The following is a 24,449-nucleotide window of genomic DNA, read 5'->3' on the forward strand; positions in this document are numbered from 1 at the left end:
ATGTACGCGCAATCAGAATCCAACATGCCGCCAGTAATAGGCTTTCTACTGATAGTTAATCTGTTGATCTTCGGATTGCAGATGACCATCGGCCACGAGCTGCTACTTACCCTTTTTGCTCTTTGGCCACTGCACGATCAAGCCTTAACCGGTATCCCCGACTTTCAGTTCTGGCAACTATTTACCTACGCCTTTCTGCACGGCGGCCTACTCCACTTGTTTGTCAACCTCTTCGCCATGTGGATGCTCGGCACCCAACTGGAACGGGTTTGGGGCTCTCGGACCATGGCGCAATATTTTGCTATATGCGTCATCGGCGCCGGACTAGTGCAGCTTTTTGTTGCCACGCAGGCGGCCGGCGAGGGGAACATTTACCCCACTGTAGGCGCCTCTGGAGGCGTATTCGGCATTCTACTCGCCTTCGGCATGATGTTCCCCAACCAACGCTTAATCCTGCTCATCCCGCCAATCCCGATCAAGGCAAAGTACTTTGTGATCGGTTATGGGGCATTCGAGCTGTTCGCTGGGATCTCCGGCACCCAAGCCAACATTGCTCACTTCGCCCATCTTGGCGGCATGGTTATAGGGTTCTTTACCATCCAGTACTGGCGAGGCAAATTGCCGATTAAACCAAAATATCCGAAATTCTACTGGTAAAGCGGCACAGGGGCGGTTAATCTAAGACCGATAGGGTATCTCTAAGAACTTCCCCGGAGGAGCCATTATCTGCCCCGGTGTGTAGGTCTTGGCGCCAGGGAATGGCGCCGTGAAGCCTCCAGGGATGGATTCACGGCGTCCTCCACACCGGGGCAGACACTGGCTCCTCCGGGGAAGATTTTAGAGGCGTCCGATAGGACCTTTTAGCAAAAACCTTTGAAACACGAGGAATCATCATGGACGATGACCGCGCAACCGTTCGCTTTGTTGAACGAATGATAGCCGATGCTGTAGCGCGTCGTGCCTCCGATATCCACCTGCAACCCGAACATGACCACTGCCGACTAAGGCTACGCATCGATGGCCTCCTCCGCGAGGCGGAACCACCACCGAGCAATCTTAGCGAGCGGATCATAGCTCGGCTGAAACTCCTCTCTGGCATGGATGTGGCAGAGCGCCGCCAACCTCAGGACGGCAGACTGCAGGTAGCCCTAGGCAAAGCCAAATACGTCCAGTTTCGCACCTCAACTTGCCCTGCCAACAATGGTGAGAAACTCGTCCTGCGCCTGATTGAGCAACACGGGCCCCGAGATATCTGCGAACTCGGCCTAGCACCTGAGGTACAACGCCGATTTGAGGAGGCCCTCGCCCGACCAGAGGGCCTGATCCTGGTCACCGGACCTACCGGGTCCGGCAAATCCGCCACTCTGCATGCGGCCTTGCGCCACTTAAACACCCCTGAACGCAACATCTGTACAGTCGAAGACCCGGTCGAGATGAGCACCCCCGGCATTACCCAAGTAGGGGTAAACCGTCGTGCTGAACTCGGGTTTGCTGAAGCCCTACGCGCGTTTTTGCGCCAAGACCCTGATGTGATCATGATCGGGGAGATTCGCGATGCGGAAACAGCGTCCATAGCCGTCAAAGCGGCACAAACCGGCCACTTAGTCCTATCCACTCTGCATACCCGCAGCGCTGTGGGCGCTGTGGAAAGACTCGCCCGCATGGGCATTCCCTACCACGATCTAGCCTCCAGCCTGAGCCTGATAATCGCGCAGCGCTTGGTAAGATGCCGCTGCCAGCAATGCAATACGGCACTTCCTAGCCAGCAACAAGATTGTCTAGTTGCTGAGCAGCCGGCGGAGTATAACGCCAAGGCGCATAAGGACTGCTGTCACGATGGGTACAGCGGACGCCGAGCTGTATTTGAAGCATTGCCAATGTTTGAACAGATCCGCGATGCTATAAGTGCAGAACAAACCACCCGTGAGTTAGTCACCCACGTGAACCGCCTCGGCATTGAGGATCTTGCTACTGCCGGCATGAGACTTGTAAGCGATGGGGTAACCACAGCCAGTGAAATTCGCCGCGCCACCGCGACGACCTGGCTATGAGCAGCTATAACTGGCGAGGCATCGATTGGCGGGGTAAAGAGCTGTCTGGCACTTGCAGCGCCGACTCAGCACAGCTTCTCCACCTAGCACTGCAGCAGCGTGGCATTGAGCCACTCTCAATTCACCGCCGCTTGTGGCCGTCACCAACCCGCTACCGTGAGGCACAGAATCCTCGCAAACGCTCCGCAACTTTGCGCCGCATTGCGGCCGTGCTAGAAGCAGGCACTAGACTCGACCGGGCACTGCGCATAATTGCTGCGCAGGAGCCCAACCCAACCCTGCGTAACGGTCTACGCGACGCCCGTCACGGTGTTGAACACGGCCACAGCATAACTCTAGCTCTAGGCAACGCCATGCCCGGATTAAGCAGTACTCACCTCGCGATTCTCCAGGCCGGAGAACGCAGCGGCGACATTATCAGCGCCCTCCAAGGCGTGGCAGATGAACTCGACAGACAAGCAGATCTGGTCGCCCAGTTGCGTCGAGCCGCCACCTACCCAGCCGTAGTAGCCAGCGCCGCAACAGCCTTGATAACCATGATGCTGCTTTTTGTGGTGCCACGCTTTGAAGTGGCCTTTGGCCAGGCTAATCAGGACCTGCCCATCCCAACTCGACTGGTAATGGGGGCCGCAGATATCTTTGCAGCTAGCTTGCCTGTTCTAATCGCCCTGCTGGGTATCACTCTAGCGGCCGCCTTACTCTATCGACGCCTTTACCCGCACAGCAATGCCGCCTATGATCTGCTGGGTCGACTGCCATGGAGTGCAGGGATTGTTAATGATGCCAATATGTCTCGCTGGTACGGCACCTTATCGCGTCTTTTAGGTGCCGGCATAGCGCTTCTCGAAGCACTTCCGCTTGCCTCCCGCACCTGCAAGTGCACCGCTACTGCCAAATCGCTTGAGCACATAGAGAGGGCCATTGGCGGCGGCGAGAGGTTCGCCCCGGCAGTTCAGCTCTACTTGCCGCAGGCACGAAGCAGCGCTCAACTAATCGCGATCGGCGAAGAATCTGGTCGACTCGGCGAGATGCTCGGCATATGTGCTAACGAACATCAGCAAAGTCTCGAACAAAGAATCCAACGGGGTGCAGCAGTGATCGAACCAGCACTAATTGTATTCATGGGCATAGTTACCGCTGGTATAGTTGCTGCCCTGTATCTACCCATTTTCCAGCTTGGTGCTACTATTAACTAGCTATCACCTAAAGACACTTCGGCTCAGCAAAAACCACATGGATTACTCGCATTTACTCCCCCCTTGGGTTTGGATCGGCTCTGCAGCAATCCTTGGCCTAATAGTTGGCAGTTTTCTAAACGTAGTAGTCCACCGGCTACCCAAGATTCTATTCCTCCACTGGGATAGTGAGGCCAGGAATATTCTCCGCCTAGACGAATCCGATAGAACCGCCGACGGCAAAAACACCGACACGACACCCCAATCATGTGTCTACCATCTACACTGGCCTCCTTCCCACTGCCCGCATTGCTATAAAACCCTTAAGGCAAGGGAGAACATTCCGCTGCTTAGCTACCTGCTGCAAAAAGGCAAGTGCCGCGGCTGTTCCCAGCCCATATCACTGCGTTATCCAACCCTAGAACTACTAAGTGCCGCCGCTGCCGCAGCAGTGGTAGCCGTGTGTGGTGCGACAACCGAAGCAGCAGTCATTCTGGCGGTGACCTGGACTTTGCTAGCCGCAGCGGCAATTGACTACCAGCACTATCTACTTCCCGACTGTTTAACCATCCCACTGCTCTGGGCTGGTCTGCTCTGGAGTGCAGTCGCGCCCTCTGCAGCAACCGCGCCAAGCCCGGAAGCAGCAATACTCGGCGCAGTTATCGGTTACCTCTCTCTGTGGCTGATATATCAAGGTCACCGGCTGCTAACCGGGCGCGAGGGGATGGGCTATGGTGATTTCAAAATCACCGCAGCCCTTGGGGCTTGGCTAGGTTGGCAAGCGTTGCCTATGCTAGTCTTGCTTGCCGCCTCAGCCGGATTGGTTTTGGCGCTTGCCCTGGCCCTGCGTTCTCGGCCTCTGCACAACGCCATGCCGTTCGGGCCGATGCTGGCAGCCGCCGGATGGTATCTGCTGGTGTTTGGCGATCCCATAGGTTTCTGGCCACAAATATACTGAAAACCATGAGAAAACCTCTCAAAATCGGACTCACCGGTGGCATAGCTAGCGGTAAAACAACCATTGCTAACCTGTTCGCCTCTAGATGCGCACCAATTATCGATACCGACATCATCGCCCGCCAGGTCGTGGAACCCGGCACTGAGGGTCTGCAAAGGATTCAAGAGCAGTTCGGCGAGGCCGCTATTAAAGCCAACGGCGAACTGGACAGGGCTTATTTAGCCAATTTGATCTTCAGCGATGAGCAGTCCCGAAAAAGGCTTGAACAGATACTCCACCCGCTGATAATGGAGCAAGTTGCTCTTAGATTGGAGCAAATAACGGCTCCATACGCCATCTTAGTGATACCGCTACTGATTGAAACCGGCATGGAAAAAGATATGGACAGGGTGCTAGTTATAGATATAAGCGAGCAGGAGCAATTAAAGCGAATAACCTCTCGTGACGCCATTACCACCACTCAGGCACAAAAAAGAATCAAGAGCCAGGCGAGTCGCTCACAAAGGCAAGCCAAAGCCGATCAAATAATACATAATGAAGGCAGTATGAGCGATTTAGAGCTGGCGGTTATGCGGCTACACTATGAGTATACCCTTGCCGCACGTGCCAACTAGCTGCGGTTGGCCGCCTAGGGGCGCAAACACCATCCCAAGCGGCTACTATGGGGACAACCGCGCGCACAACTGCCGGGCAGAAAAAACTGTTCACAGAGGAATGCCATGAACGATAATTCAGACAGTTGGGTAACTTATGAGCACCCACTTAACGAGCGCATGCGTACCTTACTGCGCCTGGAGTTCCTTATCGAGACCGCCGGCACTGCTATGCAAAGGCGCGACAGCATTGACAGCCGCACGGCTGTTGAGGCTTTTATACATACACTGCAACTTCTCGATCGCGGCGAGGTACGCTCAGAAGTTATCAAAGAGCTCGACCGGTTAAGCAGCAATCTCAGCCGTTTGAGTAGCACCGGCGGAGCTCCCGAACAAGGCACTAGCGCAGATGTTGACGAGTGCCGCCGACTGCTGCGCCGCGTAGGCGAACCCGATGCTGCTTTGGGCGGAGTTCTGCGTGAAGATGAACTGCTCGCACTGATTTCGCAGCGCTTCGGGGTTGGGGCAGGCACCTGCAGCTTTGACTTGCCCAGCTACCACCGCTGGCTCTCTCGCCCCTATGAACAGCGACTTGCCGACATGCAACGCTGGTACGATAGTTTCGCCGATCTGCGCGCAGCGGTACTGTTCGCCTTACGCGTACAGCGCGAAGCTCAGCCGTTCAGCTCTGAGATTGCGGAGAAGGGGGCCTGGCAGAGGCGCACCCCGTATGACGAAGCGCAAATTCAGATGTTGCGCCTGCGCGTCACCTGCAGCGATACGGTAATACCGGAGATAAGCGGCAACCGGCATTTGATAACCATCCGCTTCTTGCGTCAACCAGATACTATGACCCGGCCTCAGGCCGTGCATGATAACATCAACTTTCAACTCGCCCTCTGTTCGCTATAGAGGGATTGGTGAGTCACGGCAATAGGCCGCGAATCGCTGCAATGCCCTGAGCACCGTGCACCTTGGCGGTATGCAAGTCTGCAGCAGCAACACCGCCGAGGGCATAGACCGGCAAATCCACCTGAGCTACCGTAGCGGCGAATCCCTGCCAACCGATCGGCTGACGTCCAGGGTGGCTAGGCGTCGAGTGCACCGGGGAGAGGACTGCAAAATCGACACCTATGTCAGCAGCACGCTGCAACGACTCGACGCCATGACAGGAGGCTCCAACCCAGGCAAAAGGCCGCAACCGCTGCTCTATGCCCTTTTCAAAGAGCCTACTTTCGCTCAAATGGAGACCATCTGCTGCGATTTGTTCGGCAAGCCACGGTTCGCGATTAACTAGCATAGGGATGCCGTTCTCCCGGCATAGAGCATATAGCTCGGTGGCAAGCTCCAGGAAAGATTGATCATCCAGGTCGTGTCGGCGCATCTGCAACCAGCCGACCCCCGGATCAAAGAACGAGCGTCTTATCAGATCCAGCCACGCCTGCCAGTCATCGGGCTGAGTAGGAGTAATTAAATAGAAGTCGGGTAATTGTCGAGGTTTCCCAGCACTTGCAGGCAATCTAGCTCCGGTACTCGGCATTTATTCGCACATATTCGGCGGTCAAATCGCAAGTCCAGACAGTTGCGTTAGAGTTACCGCGCTGCAAATCAATGGTTACCGCTACTTGAGGGCGCGCCAACTCAGCTGCGGCGGCTGCCTCATCGTAGTTGTTGCTGCGGCCGCCATGTTCAGCGATAAGCTGCTCGCCAAAAAAAAGGCGCAGTCGGTTGACATCAAGATCAGCAATGCCTGCCCGCCCCACCGCTGCCAAGACTCGGCCCCAGTTTGGATCAGCAGCTGCTAGAGCAGTCTTGACCAACGGTGATTCCGCTACCGTAAAGGCAACCTGCTCCGCCTCGGCACTACTTACCGCGGAACGCACCTCGACCTCCACCAGGCGCGATGCGCCCTCGCCATCAGCGGCTATAGCCTTCGCCAAATCGATGCAGACAGCATCCAAGGCCGCCTGAAAACGCTCAAAATCGGCACCCTCTCCTTCGATTTCAGGACCCACACCGGTAGCTGCGAGCAGACAGGCATCATTAGTCGATGTATCCCCATCGACACTAACCCGATTAAAAGAAAGGCCGACCGAGTGGCGCAGTGCTCGATCGAGAGCAGTATCGCTCAGCCCGGCATCGGTGGCGATAAAAGCCAACATGGTCGCCATATTCGGACGGATCATCCCCGCCCCCTTAGCTATGCCGGTAATGGTACAGGGCCCGCCACTAAGCTCGAAGTGCAAGCTAACCTGCTTAGCTCGAGTATCGGTTGTATGGATAGCCCAGGCAGCATCTTCCCAGCCATCCTCACGCAGATCGGCGCAGACATTAGGGATGGCCGCTGCCACCCGCTCGACCGGCAATGGTTCACCGATAATGCCGGTAGAAAAAGGGATCACCTGCTCAGGGGCACAGTTACAATTATCAGCCACCGCCCGACAACAGGCCAGGGCATCCGGTTCGCCACGCTCACCGGTACCGGCATTGGCGTAACCGGTGTTGATCAGCAGGTAACGCGGCGCATTACTGCTAAGATGGCGCTCAGCTATCCATACCGGCGCGGCACGGAACTGATTGCGGGTAAAGACAGCACCAGCCTTACTACCCGCGGCTAGCTCGATAAGGGTTAAATCTGGCCGTCCAGGCTGCCTAATACCGGCACATACACTACCAACGCGGACGCCGGCGACCGGCTGCGGAGTGATGGAATGTTGACAAGGGCTCATCTACAACTTCCCGCAGCAGTGCTTGTACTTCTTGCCCGAGCCGCAGGTGCAGGGCTGATTACGGCCGACCTTAGGTGATTCACGCACCACCGTATCGCTGGTCGCTGCACCACCTTGGCCCTGCTGGCCCGCACTCGACTGCGCCCGGTTACCGTCTTGCTGAGCCGAGCGCGGCCGCGCCTGAGCAACATCAGCACGAGTAGTACCACCAGCGGTGGCACTGCCCATTTGTCCAGCCGAACCACTACCAGCTGTCTGCCTACCGTCTCCTGAGGCGGCGGCGCTTGCCCCAGGGCTCATGCCCAGGGCGGCCCCTACTCCAGTGCCGCGGCCGGCAGCTGCCGCGGCGCTGCCATCGGCTGCATTCTGGCGCAACTGCTCAAGGCGCTCAGCCTCTCGCCGACGCTCCTCGTTAAGCGCCTCCACGTCCTCTTCAGCCTGAACCTTGGTCCGCAGCAAGACCGCTACCGCCTCGCGCTTGAGCCCCTCCAGCATCCGCTGGAACATCTCAAAAGCGTCCTTCTTGAACTCCTGCTTGGGATTGCGCTGCGCGTAGCCGCGCAAGCTAACCCCCTGGCGCAGATAGTCCATAGCGGCAAGGTGCTCCTTCCAGTGTTTATCGAGCACCTGAAGCATTACCGCCTTCTCGAAGTGGCGCAGCACCTCCTTGCCGGCCTGCTGCTCCTTCTCTTGATAGGCCTTCTCAACCTCATCATGGATGCGCTGACGCAAGGTCTCCTCATGCAGGCTATCGTCTTCATCAAGCCAACGCTGGAGCGGCATAGGCTGGCCGAATTCATCAGCCAGGACCTTCTCCAAGCCGGCAACATCCCACTGTTCATCTATCGACCCCGGCGGGATATATTCAGATATCACCTTATCGATAACATCTTCCCGGATCGCCTCACAGGTCTCGGCCACGTCGTCCGCATCAAGCAGTTCATTGCGCTGCTCGTAGACCACCTTACGCTGGTCATTGGCGACATCATCGAACTCGAGCAGGTGCTTGCGCATATCAAAGTTGTGCGCCTCAACCTTGCGCTGGGCATTCTCGATGACCCGCGACACCATCCTCGATTCTATGGCTTCGCCATGCTCCATGCCTAAGCGCTGCATCATTGTCGACATCCGCTCAGAGGCAAAGATGCGCAGCAGCGGATCCTCCAGCGAGAGATAAAAACGTGTCGAACCCGGATCGCCTTGACGCCCGGATCGCCCACGTAACTGATTATCTATCCGCCGCGACTCATGGCGCTCGGTGCCGATAACGTGTAAGCCACCGGCCTCAACCACTTGATCGTGACGTTGCTGCCACTGCTCCTTGCGCCTAGCGATCTCCTGTTGATCGGCGTCTTCACCAAGCTCTGCCAACTCAGCATCCAGATTCCCACCGAGGACAATATCAGTACCCCGACCAGCCATATTTGTAGCTATAGTTACCGTCGCCGGGCGCCCAGCGTCGGCGATGATTTGCGCCTCGCTCTCATTATGCTTGGCATTGAGGACATTGTGGTCGATATTTGCCTGCTTGAGGGCACTGGAGACCCGCTCTGAGGCCTCGATCGAGGTTGTGCCGACCAGCACCGGCTGACCGCGGCTGACACAGTCCTTGATATCAGCGACTATGGCATCAAACTTCTCTTCGTTGGTGCGATAGACTAGATCGTTATTATCTTCCCTAACCATCGGCTGGTGGGTCGGTATTGACAACACCTCCAGTCCATAGATGTGGTGAAACTCAAACGCCTCGGTATCGGCGGTACCGGTCATGCCGGCGATCTTCTCGTAGAGGCGGAAGAAATTCTGATAGGTAATCGAGGCCAGGGTCTGGTTCTCGGCCTGAATCGGAACCCCCTCTTTGGCTTCCACCGCCTGGTGCAGGCCATCCGACCAGCGCCGCCCCGGCATGGCCCGACCGGTGAACTCGTCGACAATAACGATCTGATTGTCACGTACCAGATAGTGAACATCCTTCTGATACACCGTGTGCGCCCGCAGCGCGGCGGTCAAATGGTGCACCAGATTGATATTTCGGGCGTCGTAGAGCGACTCCCCCTCACCGAGCAACCCTTCGGCACGCAGCAGTTGCTCGGCATGATCGTGACCCTGCTCGGTAAGGAAGGCCTGGCGTGATTTCTCATCAATCTGGTAGTCGCCCGGTGGCTCCTCTTCATCATCCGGGCTAGCCTGGCGCTCAGGAGGCTCGAGCTTGGGCACCACCCGAGTCATCGCCTCGTATAACTCACCCGGCTGCTCAGCAGGGCCAGAGATAACTAACGGGGTTCGCGCCTCGTCGATAAGGATCGAGTCGACCTCATCTATGAGGGCATAGTAGAGGTCGCGTTGCACCTTATCTTCCTTGCGGAAGGCCATGTTATCGCGCAGATAGTCGAAGCCCAGCTCGTTATTTGTGCCGTAGGTTACGTCGGCCTGATAAGCTGCGACCTTCTCCTCGCGCGGTTGACGGGAGACCACAACCCCGACTTCCATACCGAGAAAACGGTAGATCTTGCCCATCCATTCGGCATCGCGGCGCGCCAAATAATCGTTTACGGTAACCACATGGACGCCGCGCCCGGTGAGTGCGTTAAGATAGACCGGCAGGGTGGCGACCAAGGTCTTGCCCTCACCGGTCTTCATCTCGGCTATATTACCTTGGTGAAGCACCATGCCGCCGAGCAGCTGGACATCGAAATGGCGCAGACCCAAAGTACGATTGGAGGCCTCACGGACGACGGCAAACGCCTCTTCGAGAATATCGTCAAGGGTCTCACCGGCAGCCAGGCGGCGTTTGAATTCATCGGTTTTGGCGCGCAGTTGCTCATCGCTAAGTTGCTGGATCTGCGGCTCCAACTCGTTGATGTTAGCGATGCGTTTACGCAGCCGCTTCAGGGCGCGGTCATTGCGGGTTCCAAAAACTCTCTTGATTATAGTCTGTAGCATAGTTCGTTTGTCACATTCGCTCGGCGATTTTGATGCCCACAGGATACAGATAATGGCGCTTGATTGGTAATGGTGGAGACTAAGAACTGATGTCTAAATCAGCTGGAGGCACCGCAAGAACACAGACGCAGGCCGCCAAAAACAGCCCCAAACCGGCTTCACGACCACCTGCACTGACCATTAAACCGGCCCTAGAGTCGCGCCAAGGCAAGCTGTACCGGCTAGCACCACGCTTGAACTCCAACCCAGGGACCCTCAAATCCCTAATCGATCATGCCCGCGAACTCGACGGCCTGCGTCGGCGCATGCAGTTCGCTCTCCCCGACGAGATGCGCGGGCGCTGGCACCTGGCCCGGCTGGATGAAGAGGAGATGGTGTTGGTAGCCCAAAGTGGAGGCTGGGCAACGCGACTACGCTACCTCTCGCGCTTGCTGCAGGATACAGCGCAGCGCATTGGCGCGCCGCGACCGCACCGGGTGAGTATTCGGGTCGCCAGGGAGAGTAAGCGACGCAGCACCCTACAGCCACCAGGGCCAATAAGCGATCAGGCCAGCCGAACGTTACAACGAGCCGCCTCTGCCACCGCCGATCCGCGACTACGGGCAGCCTTTGAGCGATTAGCATCGCGGCGCTAGCTTAACCCAAAGCCCGCGCAACCCGAGCCCGCGACTCATCGGCTATTTGCCGGCGCGGCCTATCAGCGGGCTCAAGCGGCTCGAGGAAGGTAATCTCAACCTCAACTTCGCGCCTGCCTGCCAACCACCACACGCTCTTTAACATATTATACTCAGGCACAAGGTGCCCCAAATCGCCATTAGCACTCAGATAGCGAATAGCTACCGGCTGAACCAGGGCCTGCGCGTCGTAGGCAGCCTTAAACAACCGCGGACGGAAAGGCAGCAGGCCACGATCCTGATTAATCCGCCCTTCAGGAAAAAAAATGACTGTTTCACCTGCCCGCAAACGCTCAGCAATTTGCTGCGTCGCCCGCTCTGCGGCACCGTTAGCGCCGCGCCCAATGAATAAAGTACCTAACCAGGAGGCAACCAGGCCAATAATGGGCCAACTCTTAACTTCGGCCTTACTTAAAAAACAAGCGTCAAAACTCGCCTTCAGGGCGACGATATCCAGCCACGACAGATGATTGGCTACGCATAACGCACCCTTGAGCGGTTTACCATTTTGGTGCAGGCGCACTCCAAATAGGATCAACAAGGCCCTACTCCACACAGTCGCCGCCGCTCTACCGGCCCGCGTAGAGCCAAGCGCTGCCCCACCAACCCAGAAAAAACCGCTCACCAGGTGGAGCAAAATCAGGGGGCAGATCAGTGCTGCAAAGATGTGGCGTAAGAGGATCATTCGCCGTGGCCTAACCTCCGATCGCACAACCGCCTCATCACTCGTGACAGGCCAGCGTCAAGCAGCTTTTCATCATCGAGAACCTTAGCCTCGCCCTTAGCAATAGACCCAGCAAGCTCCTCTGGCGTGCGCTCCAGAACCTTAAAGCCGGCTCGATCACAAAACACCATGGTACCTTTGGCGTCTTTGCCAGCTAGGCGGGCTCGCAGCGGATCATCTGCAAAGCAGTTAAACTCAAACCAAGTGCCCTCAGCGAGTTTATCCAGAGAACCGAAATCTTCAGGCCGAGGAGAGCTATCGCCAGGCTCATCATTAGCGCTGATCCGCCTAAGCTCAGGGTCATCCTCAATCAAGCACTTAAGATATTCCCCTTCCAAAGCACGGAGTATCTTTGTCAGCTCGATCGGCTCCTGCATAACCAAATATAGGCCATCGGTAAGCTCGTGGAGCAGCAGCGGAATCTCCAGCACCAGGCGTTGCCGGGCGAGTTCGTCATAGGGCGCCTGAAAGCTCCAGACCAGGCGTTCCATAACAGCACAATTGCGCACCCATTCATCCGAATCAGGCCCCTCTCCTACGTAGACTAGAAGCAACAATCGTGCCCAATTATCCCTGATCAGCTGCTCCACCATTGGGGGAACTCTGCGCCCAGCTAGGCAGCGCTCAATCTCGCGCTCAACCCTAGCGCGGCCCTGCTCCACCTTCTGCCTACTGCGTCTTGCCCGGGCAACAAAATCGACCTCTTGACTAGCCGCAGCGGTCTGCTCGGTGTCGCTATCGCCTGAGGAGGGCGTGCCCTGCTCACCAGCTTCACCAGCCAATATTGAATAGGCAGCACGGTAGAATTGCGGCAGCAGCTGCTCGAGTTCCTCGGCAAGGATGTCTAAGGCCAGGCGATGGTGATGGGCATCAATCTGAGCCATATGGCCGACACGTAAATACAAATCGGCCACATGCTCTGGGTGCAAAGGGCTATTGTCGGGGGTAACGGCACCGCGCCCCATCAACTTGCCGAGCAGCTCGGAAGAGCTATGCGCTTGGCTAATTAAGTGGCGACAAAGGCGCTCGACGAAGACTTGTTCGCTGCTGGCATCAGGCGCCACAACGGTAGGCTGTGTAAGTTGCGGATCGATCAGTGCCCGGAAACGAAAGTCTATCCCAGCTCGCAGCACCTCTTCCATATCGTGGCGATGGAGCCGGAAACTAAGCTCGGATTTACGGTATTCCGCCAACAACTGAGCAGAGCCTTCGCCACGCTCACAGGCTTGGGCGAAGAGCTCCTGAGCACGCGCCAAGGCATTGCGCAGGGCACTTACCAAGTGCTTTTCCATCTCCCGGCGCAATCTCTCAACGGCATACGGGACGCCAAATCCGAGCCCGTCATCGCGCCTGGTCAGGTATACAACTCTGCTGTCTTCACTTGCTCTTCCCATGGCCTAGCACTGCCCTCCTTACTCCCCAAACAATACCACCCTTCGCCTGCAATCTGAACAAGTTACCTTGCTGACGACAAAAAAATAGGGTATCTTGCCGCGTCAATGTCTACCCGACGAGACCGTCAGGAGTTCGGCCTCGAATGCTATTAGCGGTAATCTCTGGATTCATACTCGCAGCTCTGGTGCCGTGGCTCCATCACCGTTTAGGAGACCGCGCAGGTTGGTTCTACGCCCTGCTGCCGGCAGTGCTAACGGTCTATTTCGCCTCCTTCCTGCCACAGATCACAGCAGGTGATACGGCCCACTTCCACTATACCTGGGCACCCGGCCTGGATTTGGACCTCTCCTTTTACGTTGACGGCCTATCGCTGCTCTTTGCCCTGCTAATCAGCGGCATCGGCACCTTCATACTCATCTACGCCAGCGACTACCTCGCCGGGGACGAGCGCCAACCGCGCTTCTACGTCCATATGCTGGCGTTCATGGCCTCAATGCTCGGCCTGGTCCTCTCCGATAACCTGATCGCACTGTTCATCTTCTGGGAGCTGACCAGCATCACCTCCTACATGCTGATCGGCTACGACCATGAGAGCAAGTATGCTCGCAAGTGCGCCCTGCAGGGCTTGATAGTCACCTTTGGCGGTGGTCTGGCCCTGCTCGCCGGGTTCATCATGATGGCCGTTGCGGGCGACAGCTATACCATCACCGAGCTGCTCAATAACGGCGATGTAATCCGCGAGCACGACTGGTATCTGCCACTGTTGCTGCTGATTCTCATCGGCGCCTTCACCAAATCGGCCCAGTGGCCTTTCCACTTCTGGCTGCCCAATGCCATGGCCGCACCGACGCCGGTCTCCGCCTATCTTCACTCAGCGACCATGGTAAAGGCTGGCGTTTATCTGCTTGCTCGCCTCCACCCGGCCATCGGGGCCACAGAGGCGTGGATAATCATCTGCTCACTCTTTGGCGCGGTAACCATGCTCACCGGCGCCTACCTTGCCGTACGCAGCACTCAGATTAAGCGCGTACTCGCCTACTCCACTGTGATGGCTTTAGGCACTCTGACCATGCTCGCCGGCATCGGCACTGAGAAGGCAATGATCGCCTTCGGCGCCTTCCTCCTTGCCCACTCACTCTATAAGGGCTCTTTGTTCATGGTGGCGGGGGCTCTCGATCACGAGACCGGCACCAAAGACGTAACCAAGATGCGTGGGCTGGTGCAGGCAATGCCCTTGACCGCCATCGCCGCAGCCGTTTCAGCGCTATCGCTGGCAGGTATACCGCCGCTGTTCGGCTTTATCGGCAAGGAGCTGATGCTTGAATCAGTGGTAGCTGCGCCACATTTAGCCACCCTGCTGACTGTCATGGCCACTGCCACCGCAGTGTTGGTAGTGGCCGTCGCCGCCATCGTCGCGGTACGGCCGTTTTACGGAGAGCTGAGTGAAACCCCCAAACAGCCCCATGAGCCGCCCTATGGCATGCTCGCCGGCCCGGCGGTGCTCGGCCTGCTCGGGCTATTCTTCGGCCTGGCTCCAGGGGTTCCGGGCGAGAGCCTAATCGCGGCAACCGCTTCATCGCTAGCCGGCGAACCCATTGAGGCCAACCTCGCCCTCTGGCACGGCGTAAACCTACCCTTGATCCTGTCGCTCTTTGCGATCCTCGTCGGCGCCATTATTTACCTGAACTGGGAGCGTGTACGCGGATTCATGGCGCGCTTTGACTGGCTCCATGAGCGCGGCCCCGAGGCCGGCTATGAGAAGATGATGGACGGAATGGTCTGGTCGGCTGACTGGCAGACCCGTATCCTTCAAAACGGCTATCTACGCCACTACATAACCACTACCGTACTGACTCTGGTGGTTCTGGTGGGCTATACACTCATAACCAGATTCGATGGCAGCTTCGCCTCGGCGCTTGATGTCCGTTTCTATGAGTGGATTGTCGCCGGTGTCTTAGTCGCGGCAGCCATATTTGCCTGCCGCACCGACTCAAGGCTCGGCTCGGTTGCCGCCATAGGGGTAGTCGGCTTCGCTATAGCCCTGCTATTTATCTTGTTCAGTGCACCGGACTTGGGCATTACCCAGATCCTGGTCGAGACGCTGACCGTGATCCTGCTGGTGCTGGTACTCTTCCGGCTGCCTGGGTTCATGAACTTCTCCACGCCGCTGCAGCGTCTGCGCGATGCCGCGGTGGCCGGGGTCCTAGGCGTCTTGGTGACAGCCTTATTGCTGGTAACAATCGACTATCAGTTCGCCGAGCCTATCTCGCAATACCATCTAGAACAGAGTGTGCCGTTGGCGCACGGCCATAACGTCGTCAATGTCATCTTGGTCGATTACCGCGCTCTTGACACCTTGGGTGAGATATTTGTCGTCGCCCTCGCCGCAATCGGGGTATTTGCCATGCTCAAGTACACCACCGGCAGCTGGAATCAGGATCGCCGCCGGCAAGAGGAAGAAGGAGAGGAGTCATGATCCAAGCCGGCTCGCTCATCCTTTCGACAATGGCGCGGGTGCTACTCCCGCTGCAGTTGATATTCTCAATATTTATGCTGCTGCGCGGTCACGACCTGCCGGGGGGTGGCTTTATCGCCGGCTTGATCGGGTCAGCCGCGTTCATACTCTACCTGTTCGCCTTCGGTGGCGCCGCAACCCAGTCCTTACTGCGGGTTGACCCCCGTACCATCGCTGGCGTTGGTCTAGTTATTGGGACCCTGGCAGCGGTGCCGCCTATCTTCATCGGCGAGCCGTTTTTCACCGCGCTGTGGTGGTACCCATATATCCCACTAATCGGTGAGGTAAGCATCAATACCCCGCTGATCTTCGATATTGGTGTCTACCTGACCGTCATCGGCTCGGTACTGACCATCGTCATCTTTCTCGCGGAAGCGGAAGAGGAGGAGTAGGCCGATGGAACCTCTAATGGCCGTACTCGTCGGGATAATGTTCGCCGCCGCAGTCTACATGATGCTGCGTCGCTCAATAGTCAAACTGATCATTGGCCTGATCCTGTTATCCAACGCCGCGAATCTGCTCTTTTTCACCGCGGCAGGGCTAACCCGGGGCGCACCGCCGTTGATTCCCCTTGATGCTGAGGGACCGGTCGGCGCAGTTGCAGACCCGCTACCGCAGGCACTGATCCTGACCGCTATTGTGATCGCATTCGGCGTTCTCTCATTCGCCCTGGTGCTGATCAACAAGGCTTATCAGGTAGTGCAAGCCGATGATCTCGACCAGATGAAGGATACCGATACGTGATGCCAGAAGTCGCCATACCCGTACTGCTACCGCTGCTGATGGGGGCCATCTCGCTGGCCGTCCATCGCCATGTGGTGCTGCAGCGCTGGCTCGGTGTCATCGGCACCGGCGCCCTGCTCGCTAGCACCTTATGGCTGCTCCACACAGTCTGGCATGAAGGCGTAGTGGTGATGCACATGGGCGACTGGGAGGCGCCGTTTGGCATCACCCTAGTCGCCGATCTACTCGGTGCCATCATGGCTGTGCTCACCGGCATCATGGGGTTTGCCACTGCCATCTACTCGACGGCGACCACCCCGCGCGGCCATGAGCACTTTGGCCACTGGCCGCTGCTACACCTGCTTCTCGCTGGCGTTGCAGGCGCCTTTTTGACCGGCGACATCTTTAACCTCTATGTCTGGTTTGAGGTAATGCTAGTCGCCTCGTTTGCGCTGCTCATCCTCGGCGGTGAACGGGCGCAAATGGAAGGGGCGATCAAGTACGTTACCCTCAACCTGCTCTCATCGATGATCTTTCTCTCGGCGGTAGGTATCACCTACGGCCTGGTCGGCACCCTGAACATGGCCGACATCGCGGTCAAACTCGCCGACGTCGATCAGCCGGGGCTGGTGACAGTGCTGGCGATGATGTACATGGTCTCGTTCGGCATCAAGGCGGCGGCATTTCCGCTATTTTTCTGGCTGCCGGCGAGTTACCATACCCCGCCGGTGGCGGTCTCAGCGCTCTTTGCCGGTCTGCTGACCAAGGTCGGCGTCTACGCCCTCTACCGGGTATTCACGCTGATCTTCACCCATGAGGTCGATTTCACCCACGAGATCCTCCTCTGGGGCGCCGGCCTAACCATGCTTACCGGCGTACTAGGTGCTGCGGCCCAGTTTGAGGTCAGGCGCATCCTCTCGTTTCACATTATCAGCCAGATTGGTTACATGATCATGGGGCTGGCACTGTTCACCCCGCTGGCGATAGTCGGTGGCGTCTTCTATATAGCTCACCACATCATCGTCAAAACCAATCTGTTCTTAGTTGCTGGTGCCGCCTATCGCATGCTTGGCAGCTATGAATTGCGGGATCTCGGCGGCCTCTACAAGCATAGGCCGTTCCTCGGTTTCTTATTCATGGTACCGGCGCTCTCCCTGGCCGGATTACCGCCGCTATCCGGCTTTCTAGCAAAATTCTTGGTCATCCGCGCCGGTGTTGAAGAGGCCTCTTGGGGTATAGTATTTGTCGCCCTGCTCACCGGTCTGCTCACCCTCTACTCGATGATCAAGATCTGGGGCGAGGCGTTTTGGCACGGTGTGCCCGAACATGTCAGCGATACCGGGGCACTTACCGGTGAGCGACCAGACCCGGAGTTGTGGAAGCTCTACCTGCCGATAATCGGTCTTGCTGCGCTAACGCTGTTCATCGGCCTTTACGCGCAACCGCTCTACGAGCTTGCCGAGGCGTCGGCCAAGCAGCTGCTTGATCAGCAGGTCTACATAGAAGCGGTACTCGGGGAGGGTCAATCGTGATTCCATTTGCCCTGAATGTTGTTCTGGCCGTTATCTGGTTGGTCCTGACAGCCAACGTTACGGCACCCAACGCCCTGTTCGGCTTAATACTGGGCTATATAGCGATAGCTATGATGCAGGTCCAGTTCCCCATATTCGCCGGCTATGCCCAGCGGGTGCCCCGATTCATACGCTTCGTCTTCTTCTACATATGGGAGATGATCAAGGCCAATGCGCGGGTCGCCTACGATGTTCTAACCCCGGAGTGGGGAATCCGCCCCGGCGTTATCGCCATCCCCCTGGAGGCGCATACTGACGGCGAGATCACGGTGCTCGCCAACCTGATTAGCCTGACACCGGGGACACTCTCACTGGACGTCTCCACTGATCGCCAAGTGCTTTACATACATGCCATGTATATCTACGACGAGGTTGAGCTGCTCGAGGAGATCAAAGAGCTTGAGCGGCGGGTGCTGGAGGTGATGCGCTGATGGTCGAGATCGCCGCCTATCTGGTATTTGCCATGCTCTCGGTAGCCTTGGTACTGGCACTGATCAGGCTGATGAAAGGACCCATGTTGCCCAATCGGGTCGTTGCCCTGGAGTTGATCGCATCACTGTTAGTGGGCTTTATTGCCGTCTACGCGATCCACACCGGCGTCGATGATTTCATTGATGTAGCCATAGTCCTGGCGCTACTCGCCTTCATGGCTGCCGTAGGCTTCGCCCGCTATCTGGAGAAAGGGGGGCCCCGAGATGACTGAGATGCTGCAAGAAGCCTTTACCGCGTTGCTTCTCCTGCTCGGCGGGGGTCTGATGCTTATAGCGGCCATAGGTGCACTGCGACTGCCTGATCTGTTGACGCGCATGCACGCCACCACTAAAGCCGGGGCCTTGGGTGCATCGCTGACCATTGCTGCAGTCGCAGTCCACTTCGCAGACGTCGAGATTACCGCCAGGGCTTTGGTGATTATTGTATTTATTGTGCTCACTGCACCGGTAGCCGCACATGTGATCGGTCGTGCCGGCTATTTCGTCGGCGTTCCGCTGTGTGATGGAACTGTCAAAGATGAACTGCGCGATCGCTATGACCCGGAGAGCCATGTCCTCGATAGTGGCCTCACTGAGGATTCAAAGCGCCGGCGATAGATCCTTGAAGATGCTTGGCGATCCTCGGCGTCCGTATGGGACTGAATAAGGCGTAAGAGCGGATGGCGCCGCGCCATCTAGTCTATAATTGCCTAATCAGTCGCGCACCATCAGTATGTCAGTCTGTAACTCGTGGAGCAGACGAGTCGCCAAGCTGCCTAGCAGCACATTACCCCACCGGCCACGGCCGTGGTTACCCAAAACAACCAGATCCGGATCAAGGGTTTCAATGGCGTTAACGGTAACTGTCTTCGGATGACCGGCGTGGACCTCTAACTTAACCGCCTCAGGAGCCAGACCAGCCTCAGTGACAAAGCTGTTCAACCGCTCCTGTGCCTCTTTGTGGAGCTTAACATAGTGCTGATGGACGCGATCTTCGCTCACCCCAGCAGCGCGCATCCTATCCAGCGCTTCGGTTTCGAGGACGTGGATGATATGCATCTCGGCCTCGGCGAACCAATCAGCGGCTTTATGCAAGGCGGCCAAGGCACAATCTGAGAAGTCGGTTGCCATCACTATTTTTTGGTATGGCTCCTCGCTATCCCGACGGACAACTAGTGTAGGTGTCTCAGCATGACGCACCAGCTGCTCGGCAGTAGTACCCAATAACCATTCCTTGACTTGCTGCTTGCCGTGGGCTCCGACTACCAACAGATCGGCGTTGTCCTCATCGGCAGCGCGGACCAGCTCACCTACGGTATCGCCGATCAGGACCCGTGGCGTAGCTCGATAACCAGGGGTGCTCTCCTGAAGCCTTTGCTCAGCTACAGCGCTTAATATTGAGACCGGATCTGGTGAGCTACTAACAGCAGGTGAGAGGCCGGGGAAACTGCTCTCAATGACATGCACAGCTCCCAGTTCGGCATCGAACTGCTCGGCCAGCTGCGCCGCTCGCTGCCCTGCCCTCTCAGCCCGCTCAGATAGGTCGCTGGCGAAGAGTATCTTGTTGAGCATAATCTGTTCCTTTGTCTGTTAGCTTCTCTGCTTCGCTTTTCTGAGTTGTTTTTCTGGATCGTTTTTTGGCTTTGTTTTCTCCGGCAGTTTACCTAGTTTTTAAGGCGCTGGCGATATGCCCACCAGATTAGGCCGCAGCCAATCAATATCATCGGCAGCGTCAGCAAGTGCCCCATAGTCAGCCAGCCGAAAGCAAGGTAGCCGATATGATCATCCGGCATGCGGAAAAACTCCACGAAGCCGCGGAATATGCCGTATGCGGCAAGGAAAAGTCCGGCAATGGCACCCCGGGGGCGGGGCTTGGCAGAGAACCACCAGAGGAGGATAAAGAGGGCTATGCCTTCTAAGCCCATTTGGTAGAGTTGCGAGGGGTGGCGCGGTTCAGGTCCGAGTGGTTCGTAGACCATTGCCCAGGGTACGTCGCTGGCCCTGCCCCAGAGTTCGCCATTGATGAAGTTTCCCAGACGCCCGGCCCCTAGGCCTATGGGGACTAGAGGAGCACCGAAGTCGGCGAGGCGCAGCAAGTCTATTTGGTGGCGCCAGGCGTAGAGGACGAGCATCAGGGTTACGCCGATTAGGCCACCATGGAAGGACATGCCGCCTTCCCAGAGGCGCAGTAGGGCGAGGGGATCGTTGAGCAGGCCGGTAAAGTTGTAGAATAGGTGGTAGCCAATTTTAGCGCCTAGTACTACGCCGATGGCGCCAAAGAAGATTAGGTCGTCTACTTGTTGTGGGGTGACGGGGCTATCGGCTCTTTTGGCGCGCCATCTTCCCAGTCCCCAAGCTGCGGCGAATCCGACGATGTACATTAGGCCGTACCAGTGGATGGCTACGGGGCCTATTTCGAGGGCTATTGGGTCGATGTTGGGGTAGGTTAGCATTTGGTGTGTTTGGTGGTTGTGGCTGTTCGGGGATTTTAGCAGTATCTTGTTTTGGTTGTTTAGTTTCTGGGGTTAGGGCTCGAGGTTTCAGCTCTTTGTGGTTCCTGGCTTACCCCCGAATGGCCCCTACCTCCCCCGACCTCGTGCCAATCGCTCCGCAGCCGCGTTACTTCGCCAAGCCCTGCTGAAGCGCGAAATCCAGCGTTTCAGCCTCCAGCCTTAGTGGCCCTCCCTCCCCCGATCTCGTGCCGATCGCTTCGCTATCGCGTTACTCCGCCAAGCCCGGCTGAAGCGCGAGATCCAGCGTTTCAGCCTCCAGCCTTAGTGGCCCTCCCTCCCCCGATCTCGTGCCGATCGCTTCGCTATCGCGTTACTCCGCCAAGCCCGGCTGAAGCGCGAAATCCAGCGTTTCAGCCTCCAGCCTTAGTGGCCCTCCCTCCCCCGATCTCGTGCCGATCGCTTCGCTATCGCGTTACTCCGCCAAGCCCGGCTGAAGCGCGCATCCTTGCGCGCACAGCCGGCGCTCGCATCCATGCGAGCGCCCTACGGGGCTCTTTGGCTGCGTAACGCTGCTTCGCTAAAGGCACGAGATCGGGGGAGGGAGGGCCACTAAGGCTGGAGGCTGGAGGCTGGAGGCTGTCAAAATTATCCCAGGTTAAACGCTCTTAGTCGGTTTAATTTGTCCGGTTATCAGCGTGCCAGGCGGGGTATACAAGGAAGCTCATGCCCGAGCTAGAGTATTTTTTATACCAGGCTAAATAAAACGAGGCGCCAGGGATGGCAGCTTCCCTGCCCACACATCCCTAGCGCGCCCATCCCATTGCCAGCATCCGTGCCCTGACTAGCGCAATCCTTCACGCCTCCTTGTCTCGACATGCCCCTAGCCGCGCCTGGCAATCCTTTGCCCTGACCTTAAAGCAGATCGCACACATCCATGTGCTTTGACCACTGCCAAGGGGTGCTATGCGCTTCCTGCGCGGCGCGGTGGGGGCGGCTTCCATGCCCCGAATGCAGGAGCAATACTACTCCCAAATCGTAACCTGGCCAATGGGAAAAGTTCCCTATTTATATGGGAATTTTCTGAAATTTAGCAGCTAGTGGTTATCAGGATGTGAACTATATGGTGGCATAATGCGAGTAGTGGACACATTTATTACCGGAGGGAGAAGTTGACCATGGCCAAGATTGCCCACGAACCAGTAAAACGCGCCATGAGCCGCATTCGTGAACTCAGGGCCGACGAGGAAGCCCGCCGGCTAGCTTTCGTCAGAGAACGGGCTCTACGCGATGAGGTTTCGCAGCTCAATGAGGCTAGACAAGAAGGCCTGGAAAAAGGCGAGCAAATTGGCTTGGAAAAAGGAGAGCGATTGCGCGCTGAGAAGACCGCCCGAAACCTTATAAAAACTAATGCACTAAGCGATGAACAGATCGCCCAGGCAACCGGCTTAACTCAGGGGGAAGTAGCTCAGCTTCGTGCAGAACGGCAGGAATAGCACCTCTTGTAGCTGTGCTAAACTGAGCCATCTAAATCTATGTGGCTAGCTCTAAGTACTCTATTTAAATGGCCGAACTACTCTCCCCTACTAACGACTACGTCTTCAAACGCCTCTTTGCCGAAGCACCAGACCTGTTAGTAGATTTGATCAACGACCTGCGCCCAGATCTGCCCGATATTGCCAGCGTTGAGGTCCTCAACCCCAATATTGAACCGAATGAGTTAACCGGCAAGTACATAATCCTCGATGTCCTGGCTCGCGATGGGCAAGGGCACTGCTACAATGTCGAGATACAAGTGCGCCGTTATGGAGCTTGGCACAAGCGCGGGCTCTTCTACCTGGCCCGCACACTCGGCTTGCAGCTTGGCGCTGGTGAGGACTACCAGCAACTAAGAGCCGCAGTAGGATTGCACCTGCTTGATTTTGACCTCTTTACGGCAAATCAGGCCGAGCTTGAGCAGGCGCTATGGCGCTTTGAGATGCGCGATGAGAGACAGCCCGAGGTCACGCTCGGGAACATCTTGCAGATGAACCTGATCGAACTTAATAAGGCCGATCGTTTAGGGCTACCTGAGGGCCCGCTGCGTGCCTGGATTACATTTTTCACCCACTGGCGGGAGGAGTTGACCATGGCCAAGATTGCCCACGAACCAGTAAAACGTGCCATGAGCCGCATTCGTGAACTAAGTGCTGACGAGGAAGCCCGCCGGCTCGCTTTCGTCAGAGAACGGGCTCTACGCGACGAGGTTTCGCAGCTCAATGAGGCTAGACAAGAAGGACGACAAGAGGCTAACGCCGAAACCGCCCGAAACCTAATCGAAATTAACGCACTAACCGATGAACAGATCGCCCAGGCAACCGGCTTAACTCAGGAGCAAGTTTCTCAACTGCGTGCTGAACAGCAGGGCTAACACTTATTTTGTTGCACGCCCCGAGAAGATGGCTGGCGCGGCTTTACCGGAAGACCTCTTCTATGCTGTTAGCGGTCAGTATATTGATAAGCCACTGCTGGATTGTCGGCTCATCAGCCTGCTCGACCCTAGGGCGGTATTGCTCCGCTGCTTCCTTACCAAACTTCTGTTCGAGTAGCAAAAGAAGGGATTTACCTTCACCAGCCAATAGGCCTTCTTGGCGACCCTCCTGGCGACCTTCTTGGCGACCTTCCAGCCGACCCTCCTGTTTCCACTCCCTCTCCCACTCATTCATACGTTCAGCTAGCATCTCATTTACCTCCTCAAGGTCCTGCACTTCTTCCCAATCGAAGAGTTTTGAATCAGCGAAGGGTTTACGGCGCAGCAGCACGCGCTGTATCCAGATGGCAAACTCTCGTCGGATAGGGCGCTGCTCCGGTTTGACCAGCCACTTGCTGAGGGTGGCGACGATAGAGCGCATATCATCCGGCGTGCGGCTGTGTTCAAGCCTGAACAGGGCATGAACCAAGCTGTGCAGTTCAGACGATAGATAGATTGCACCATCGCGACAACGTGGTCCACAGCCTCGCCGACTAATGGCCCCTACCTCCCCCGATCTCGTGCCGATCGCTTCGTTATCGCGTTACTTCGCCAAGCCCGGCTGAAGCGCGCATCCTTGCGCGCACAGCCGGCGCTCGCATCCATGCGAGCGCCCTACGGGGATCTTTGGCTGCGTAACGCTGCTTCGCTAAAGGCACGAGGTCGGGGGAGGTAGGGCCACTAAGGCTGGAGGCTGTCAAAATTATCCCAGGTTAAACGCTCTTAGTCGGTTTAATTTGTCCGGTTATCAGCGTGCCAGGGGGGGGGGGTACACAAGGAAGCTCATGCCCGAGCTAGAGTATTTTTTATACCAGGCTAAATAAAACGAGGCGCCAGGGATGGCAGCTTCCCTGCCCACACATCCCTAGCGCGCCCATCCCATTGCCAGCATCCGTGCCCTGACTAGCGTAATCCTTCACGCCTCCTTGTCTCGACATGCCCCTAGCCGCGCCTGGCAATCCTTTGCCC

The 24,449-nt window shown here is 57.0% G+C and carries 24 protein-coding genes; 16 read left to right on the forward strand and 8 right to left on the reverse strand.

The genetic code is table 11. The features are described 5' to 3' along the window. The 6 genes from HH1059_RS08625 to zapD all read left to right on the forward strand — a co-directional run bounded on the left by HH1059_RS08625 (position 1) and on the right by zapD (position 5,689). Entirely contained in the window at positions 1–657 is a 657-nt protein-coding gene (locus tag HH1059_RS08625) for a rhomboid family intramembrane serine protease (RefSeq protein ID WP_096409799.1), read from the forward strand. 236 nt (positions 658–893) lie between these two features. Beyond that, positions 894–2,051, forward strand: coding sequence for a GspE/PulE family protein (locus tag HH1059_RS08630; RefSeq protein ID WP_096409800.1), 1,158 nt, complete (start codon positions 894–896; stop codon positions 2,049–2,051). Further along, on the forward strand, positions 2,048–3,247 hold the full coding sequence (locus HH1059_RS08635) for a type II secretion system F family protein (RefSeq protein ID WP_096409801.1): 1,200 nt from the start codon (positions 2,048–2,050) through the stop codon (positions 3,245–3,247). Before HH1059_RS08630 ends, HH1059_RS08635 begins: the two co-directional genes overlap by 4 nt. Positions 3,248–3,284: 37 nt before the next feature. Beyond that, complete coding sequence (locus HH1059_RS08640) at positions 3,285–4,184, forward strand: prepilin peptidase (protein WP_096409802.1); 900 nt, start codon at positions 3,285–3,287, stop codon at positions 4,182–4,184. Between the two features lie 5 nt (positions 4,185–4,189). Continuing rightward, positions 4,190–4,798: a dephospho-CoA kinase gene (coaE, locus tag HH1059_RS08645; RefSeq protein ID WP_162549469.1), complete on the forward strand. Its 609-nt coding sequence runs from the start codon at positions 4,190–4,192 to the stop codon at positions 4,796–4,798. A 105-nt stretch (positions 4,799–4,903) separates the two neighbouring features. After that, positions 4,904–5,689 (forward strand): cell division protein ZapD, encoded by a 786-nt coding sequence (gene zapD / locus HH1059_RS08650; RefSeq protein WP_096409804.1) that lies wholly within the window; start codon positions 4,904–4,906, stop codon positions 5,687–5,689. A gap of 13 nt (positions 5,690–5,702) precedes the next feature. On the opposite strand, the gene HH1059_RS08655 is transcribed toward zapD, so the two are convergent. Genes HH1059_RS08655 through secA form a run of 3 tightly spaced genes read right to left on the reverse strand, consistent with a single transcriptional unit; the run spans position 5,703 to position 10,449 of the window. Next, positions 5,703–6,317, reverse strand: a complete 615-nt coding sequence (locus tag HH1059_RS08655) for a thiamine phosphate synthase (protein ID WP_096409805.1) — start codon at positions 6,315–6,317, stop codon at positions 5,703–5,705. After that, positions 6,298–7,506 (reverse strand): bifunctional glutamate N-acetyltransferase/amino-acid acetyltransferase ArgJ, encoded by a 1,209-nt coding sequence (gene argJ, locus HH1059_RS08660; RefSeq protein WP_096409806.1) that lies wholly within the window; start codon positions 7,504–7,506, stop codon positions 6,298–6,300. The genes HH1059_RS08655 and argJ overlap by 20 nt, the downstream gene beginning before the upstream one ends. Beyond that, positions 7,507–10,449: a preprotein translocase subunit SecA gene (gene secA / locus HH1059_RS08665; protein WP_096409807.1), complete on the reverse strand. Its 2,943-nt coding sequence runs from the start codon at positions 10,447–10,449 to the stop codon at positions 7,507–7,509. Positions 10,450–10,538: 89 nt separating this feature from the next. Here secA and HH1059_RS08670 point away from each other — a divergent pair, with 89 nt between their 5' ends. Next, on the forward strand, positions 10,539–11,084 hold the full coding sequence (locus tag HH1059_RS08670) for a DciA family protein (protein ID WP_096409808.1): 546 nt from the start codon (positions 10,539–10,541) through the stop codon (positions 11,082–11,084). Position 11,085: 1 nt separating this feature from the next. Here the strand turns inward: HH1059_RS08670 and HH1059_RS08675 are convergent, their stop codons facing one another. Both HH1059_RS08675 and HH1059_RS08680 read right to left on the reverse strand, forming a co-directional pair. Continuing rightward, on the reverse strand, positions 11,086–11,808 hold the full coding sequence (locus tag HH1059_RS08675; protein WP_096409809.1) for a lysophospholipid acyltransferase family protein: 723 nt from the start codon (positions 11,806–11,808) through the stop codon (positions 11,086–11,088). Further along, the gene (locus tag HH1059_RS08680; protein WP_096409810.1) at positions 11,805–13,241 is read right to left on the reverse strand and encodes a DUF1631 family protein; all 1,437 of its coding nucleotides are present in this window, start codon (positions 13,239–13,241) and stop codon (positions 11,805–11,807) included. The genes HH1059_RS08675 and HH1059_RS08680 overlap by 4 nt, the downstream gene beginning before the upstream one ends. A 143-nt stretch (positions 13,242–13,384) precedes the next feature. Here HH1059_RS08680 and HH1059_RS08685 point away from each other — a divergent pair, with 143 nt between their 5' ends. Genes HH1059_RS08685 through mnhG form a run of 7 tightly spaced genes read left to right on the forward strand, consistent with a single transcriptional unit; the run spans position 13,385 to position 19,139 of the window. Then, the gene (locus tag HH1059_RS08685) at positions 13,385–15,718 is read left to right on the forward strand and encodes a putative monovalent cation/H+ antiporter subunit A (protein WP_096409811.1); all 2,334 of its coding nucleotides are present in this window, start codon (positions 13,385–13,387) and stop codon (positions 15,716–15,718) included. Next, positions 15,718–16,149 carry a Na+/H+ antiporter subunit B gene (locus tag HH1059_RS08690; RefSeq protein WP_179948785.1) on the forward strand — a complete coding sequence of 144 codons (432 nt, stop codon included), beginning with the start codon at positions 15,718–15,720 and terminating at the stop codon, positions 16,147–16,149. Before HH1059_RS08685 ends, HH1059_RS08690 begins: the two co-directional genes overlap by 1 nt. Before the next feature lie 4 nt (positions 16,150–16,153). After that, positions 16,154–16,501 carry a Na+/H+ antiporter subunit C gene (locus tag HH1059_RS08695; RefSeq protein ID WP_096409813.1) on the forward strand — a complete coding sequence of 116 codons (348 nt, stop codon included), beginning with the start codon at positions 16,154–16,156 and terminating at the stop codon, positions 16,499–16,501. Further along, a complete protein-coding gene (locus HH1059_RS08700; RefSeq protein WP_096409814.1) occupies positions 16,498–18,012 on the forward strand; it encodes a Na+/H+ antiporter subunit D in 1,515 nt (504 codons plus the stop codon). The genes HH1059_RS08695 and HH1059_RS08700 overlap by 4 nt, the downstream gene beginning before the upstream one ends. Next, complete coding sequence (locus HH1059_RS08705) at positions 18,009–18,482, forward strand: Na+/H+ antiporter subunit E (RefSeq protein WP_096409815.1); 474 nt, start codon at positions 18,009–18,011, stop codon at positions 18,480–18,482. The genes HH1059_RS08700 and HH1059_RS08705 overlap by 4 nt, the downstream gene beginning before the upstream one ends. Then, positions 18,482–18,754: an MrpF/PhaF family protein gene (locus HH1059_RS08710; RefSeq protein WP_096409816.1), complete on the forward strand. Its 273-nt coding sequence runs from the start codon at positions 18,482–18,484 to the stop codon at positions 18,752–18,754. The genes HH1059_RS08705 and HH1059_RS08710 overlap by 1 nt, the downstream gene beginning before the upstream one ends. A 4-nt stretch (positions 18,755–18,758) precedes the next feature. Continuing rightward, entirely contained in the window at positions 18,759–19,139 is a 381-nt protein-coding gene (mnhG, locus tag HH1059_RS08715; protein ID WP_096410391.1) for a monovalent cation/H(+) antiporter subunit G, read from the forward strand. Between the two features lie 96 nt (positions 19,140–19,235). Here the strand turns inward: mnhG and HH1059_RS08720 are convergent, their stop codons facing one another. Both HH1059_RS08720 and lgt read right to left on the reverse strand, forming a co-directional pair. Then, on the reverse strand, positions 19,236–20,093 hold the full coding sequence (locus HH1059_RS08720) for a universal stress protein (protein ID WP_096409817.1): 858 nt from the start codon (positions 20,091–20,093) through the stop codon (positions 19,236–19,238). A gap of 92 nt (positions 20,094–20,185) precedes the next feature. Continuing rightward, positions 20,186–20,974, reverse strand: coding sequence for a prolipoprotein diacylglyceryl transferase (lgt, locus tag HH1059_RS08725; protein WP_096409818.1), 789 nt, complete (start codon positions 20,972–20,974; stop codon positions 20,186–20,188). Positions 20,975–22,149: 1,175 nt separating this feature from the next. Here lgt and HH1059_RS08730 point away from each other — a divergent pair. Both HH1059_RS08730 and HH1059_RS08735 read left to right on the forward strand, forming a co-directional pair. After that, the gene (locus tag HH1059_RS08730; protein ID WP_109962876.1) at positions 22,150–22,467 is read left to right on the forward strand and encodes a hypothetical protein; all 318 of its coding nucleotides are present in this window, start codon (positions 22,150–22,152) and stop codon (positions 22,465–22,467) included. Positions 22,468–22,535: 68 nt separating this feature from the next. Further along, positions 22,536–23,381, forward strand: a complete 846-nt coding sequence (locus HH1059_RS08735) for an Rpn family recombination-promoting nuclease/putative transposase (RefSeq protein WP_109962877.1) — start codon at positions 22,536–22,538, stop codon at positions 23,379–23,381. Positions 23,382–23,424: 43 nt separating this feature from the next. Here the strand turns inward: HH1059_RS08735 and HH1059_RS08740 are convergent, their stop codons facing one another. Continuing rightward, positions 23,425–23,862, reverse strand: a complete 438-nt coding sequence (locus tag HH1059_RS08740; protein WP_231901918.1) for an RpnC/YadD family protein — start codon at positions 23,860–23,862, stop codon at positions 23,425–23,427. Between the last annotated feature and the right edge of the window lie 587 nt (positions 23,863–24,449).

Source organism: Halorhodospira halochloris, from assembly GCF_002356555.2.
Classification (GTDB): Bacteria; Pseudomonadota; Gammaproteobacteria; order Nitrococcales; family Halorhodospiraceae; genus Halorhodospira; species Halorhodospira halochloris.

What these genes read in the sequence shown, in the direction of transcription:
- HH1059_RS08625 (WP_096409799.1), top strand. Translation starts at nt 1, where the DNA reads ATGTACGCGCAATCAGAATCCAACATGCCGCCAGTAATAGGCTTTCTA.
- HH1059_RS08630 (WP_096409800.1), top strand. Translation starts at nt 894, where the DNA reads ATGGACGATGACCGCGCAACCGTTCGCTTTGTTGAACGAATGATAGCC.
- HH1059_RS08635 (WP_096409801.1), top strand. Translation starts at nt 2,048, where the DNA reads ATGAGCAGCTATAACTGGCGAGGCATCGATTGGCGGGGTAAAGAGCTG.
- HH1059_RS08640 (WP_096409802.1), top strand. Translation starts at nt 3,285, where the DNA reads ATGGATTACTCGCATTTACTCCCCCCTTGGGTTTGGATCGGCTCTGCA.
- coaE (WP_162549469.1), top strand. Translation starts at nt 4,190, where the DNA reads ATGAGAAAACCTCTCAAAATCGGACTCACCGGTGGCATAGCTAGCGGT.
- zapD (WP_096409804.1), top strand. Translation starts at nt 4,904, where the DNA reads ATGAACGATAATTCAGACAGTTGGGTAACTTATGAGCACCCACTTAAC.
- HH1059_RS08655 (WP_096409805.1), bottom strand. Translation starts at nt 6,317, where the DNA reads ATGCCGAGTACCGGAGCTAGATTGCCTGCAAGTGCTGGGAAACCTCGA.
- argJ (WP_096409806.1), bottom strand. Translation starts at nt 7,506, where the DNA reads ATGAGCCCTTGTCAACATTCCATCACTCCGCAGCCGGTCGCCGGCGTC.
- secA (WP_096409807.1), bottom strand. Translation starts at nt 10,449, where the DNA reads ATGCTACAGACTATAATCAAGAGAGTTTTTGGAACCCGCAATGACCGC.
- HH1059_RS08670 (WP_096409808.1), top strand. Translation starts at nt 10,539, where the DNA reads ATGTCTAAATCAGCTGGAGGCACCGCAAGAACACAGACGCAGGCCGCC.
- HH1059_RS08675 (WP_096409809.1), bottom strand. Translation starts at nt 11,808, where the DNA reads ATGATCCTCTTACGCCACATCTTTGCAGCACTGATCTGCCCCCTGATT.
- HH1059_RS08680 (WP_096409810.1), bottom strand. Translation starts at nt 13,241, where the DNA reads ATGGGAAGAGCAAGTGAAGACAGCAGAGTTGTATACCTGACCAGGCGC.
- HH1059_RS08685 (WP_096409811.1), top strand. Translation starts at nt 13,385, where the DNA reads ATGCTATTAGCGGTAATCTCTGGATTCATACTCGCAGCTCTGGTGCCG.
- HH1059_RS08695 (WP_096409813.1), top strand. Translation starts at nt 16,154, where the DNA reads ATGGAACCTCTAATGGCCGTACTCGTCGGGATAATGTTCGCCGCCGCA.
- HH1059_RS08710 (WP_096409816.1), top strand. Translation starts at nt 18,482, where the DNA reads ATGGTCGAGATCGCCGCCTATCTGGTATTTGCCATGCTCTCGGTAGCC.
- HH1059_RS08720 (WP_096409817.1), bottom strand. Translation starts at nt 20,093, where the DNA reads ATGCTCAACAAGATACTCTTCGCCAGCGACCTATCTGAGCGGGCTGAG.
- lgt (WP_096409818.1), bottom strand. Translation starts at nt 20,974, where the DNA reads ATGCTAACCTACCCCAACATCGACCCAATAGCCCTCGAAATAGGCCCC.
- HH1059_RS08730 (WP_109962876.1), top strand. Translation starts at nt 22,150, where the DNA reads ATGGCCAAGATTGCCCACGAACCAGTAAAACGCGCCATGAGCCGCATT.
- HH1059_RS08735 (WP_109962877.1), top strand. Translation starts at nt 22,536, where the DNA reads ATGGCCGAACTACTCTCCCCTACTAACGACTACGTCTTCAAACGCCTC.
- HH1059_RS08740 (WP_231901918.1), bottom strand. Translation starts at nt 23,862, where the DNA reads ATGCGCTCTATCGTCGCCACCCTCAGCAAGTGGCTGGTCAAACCGGAG.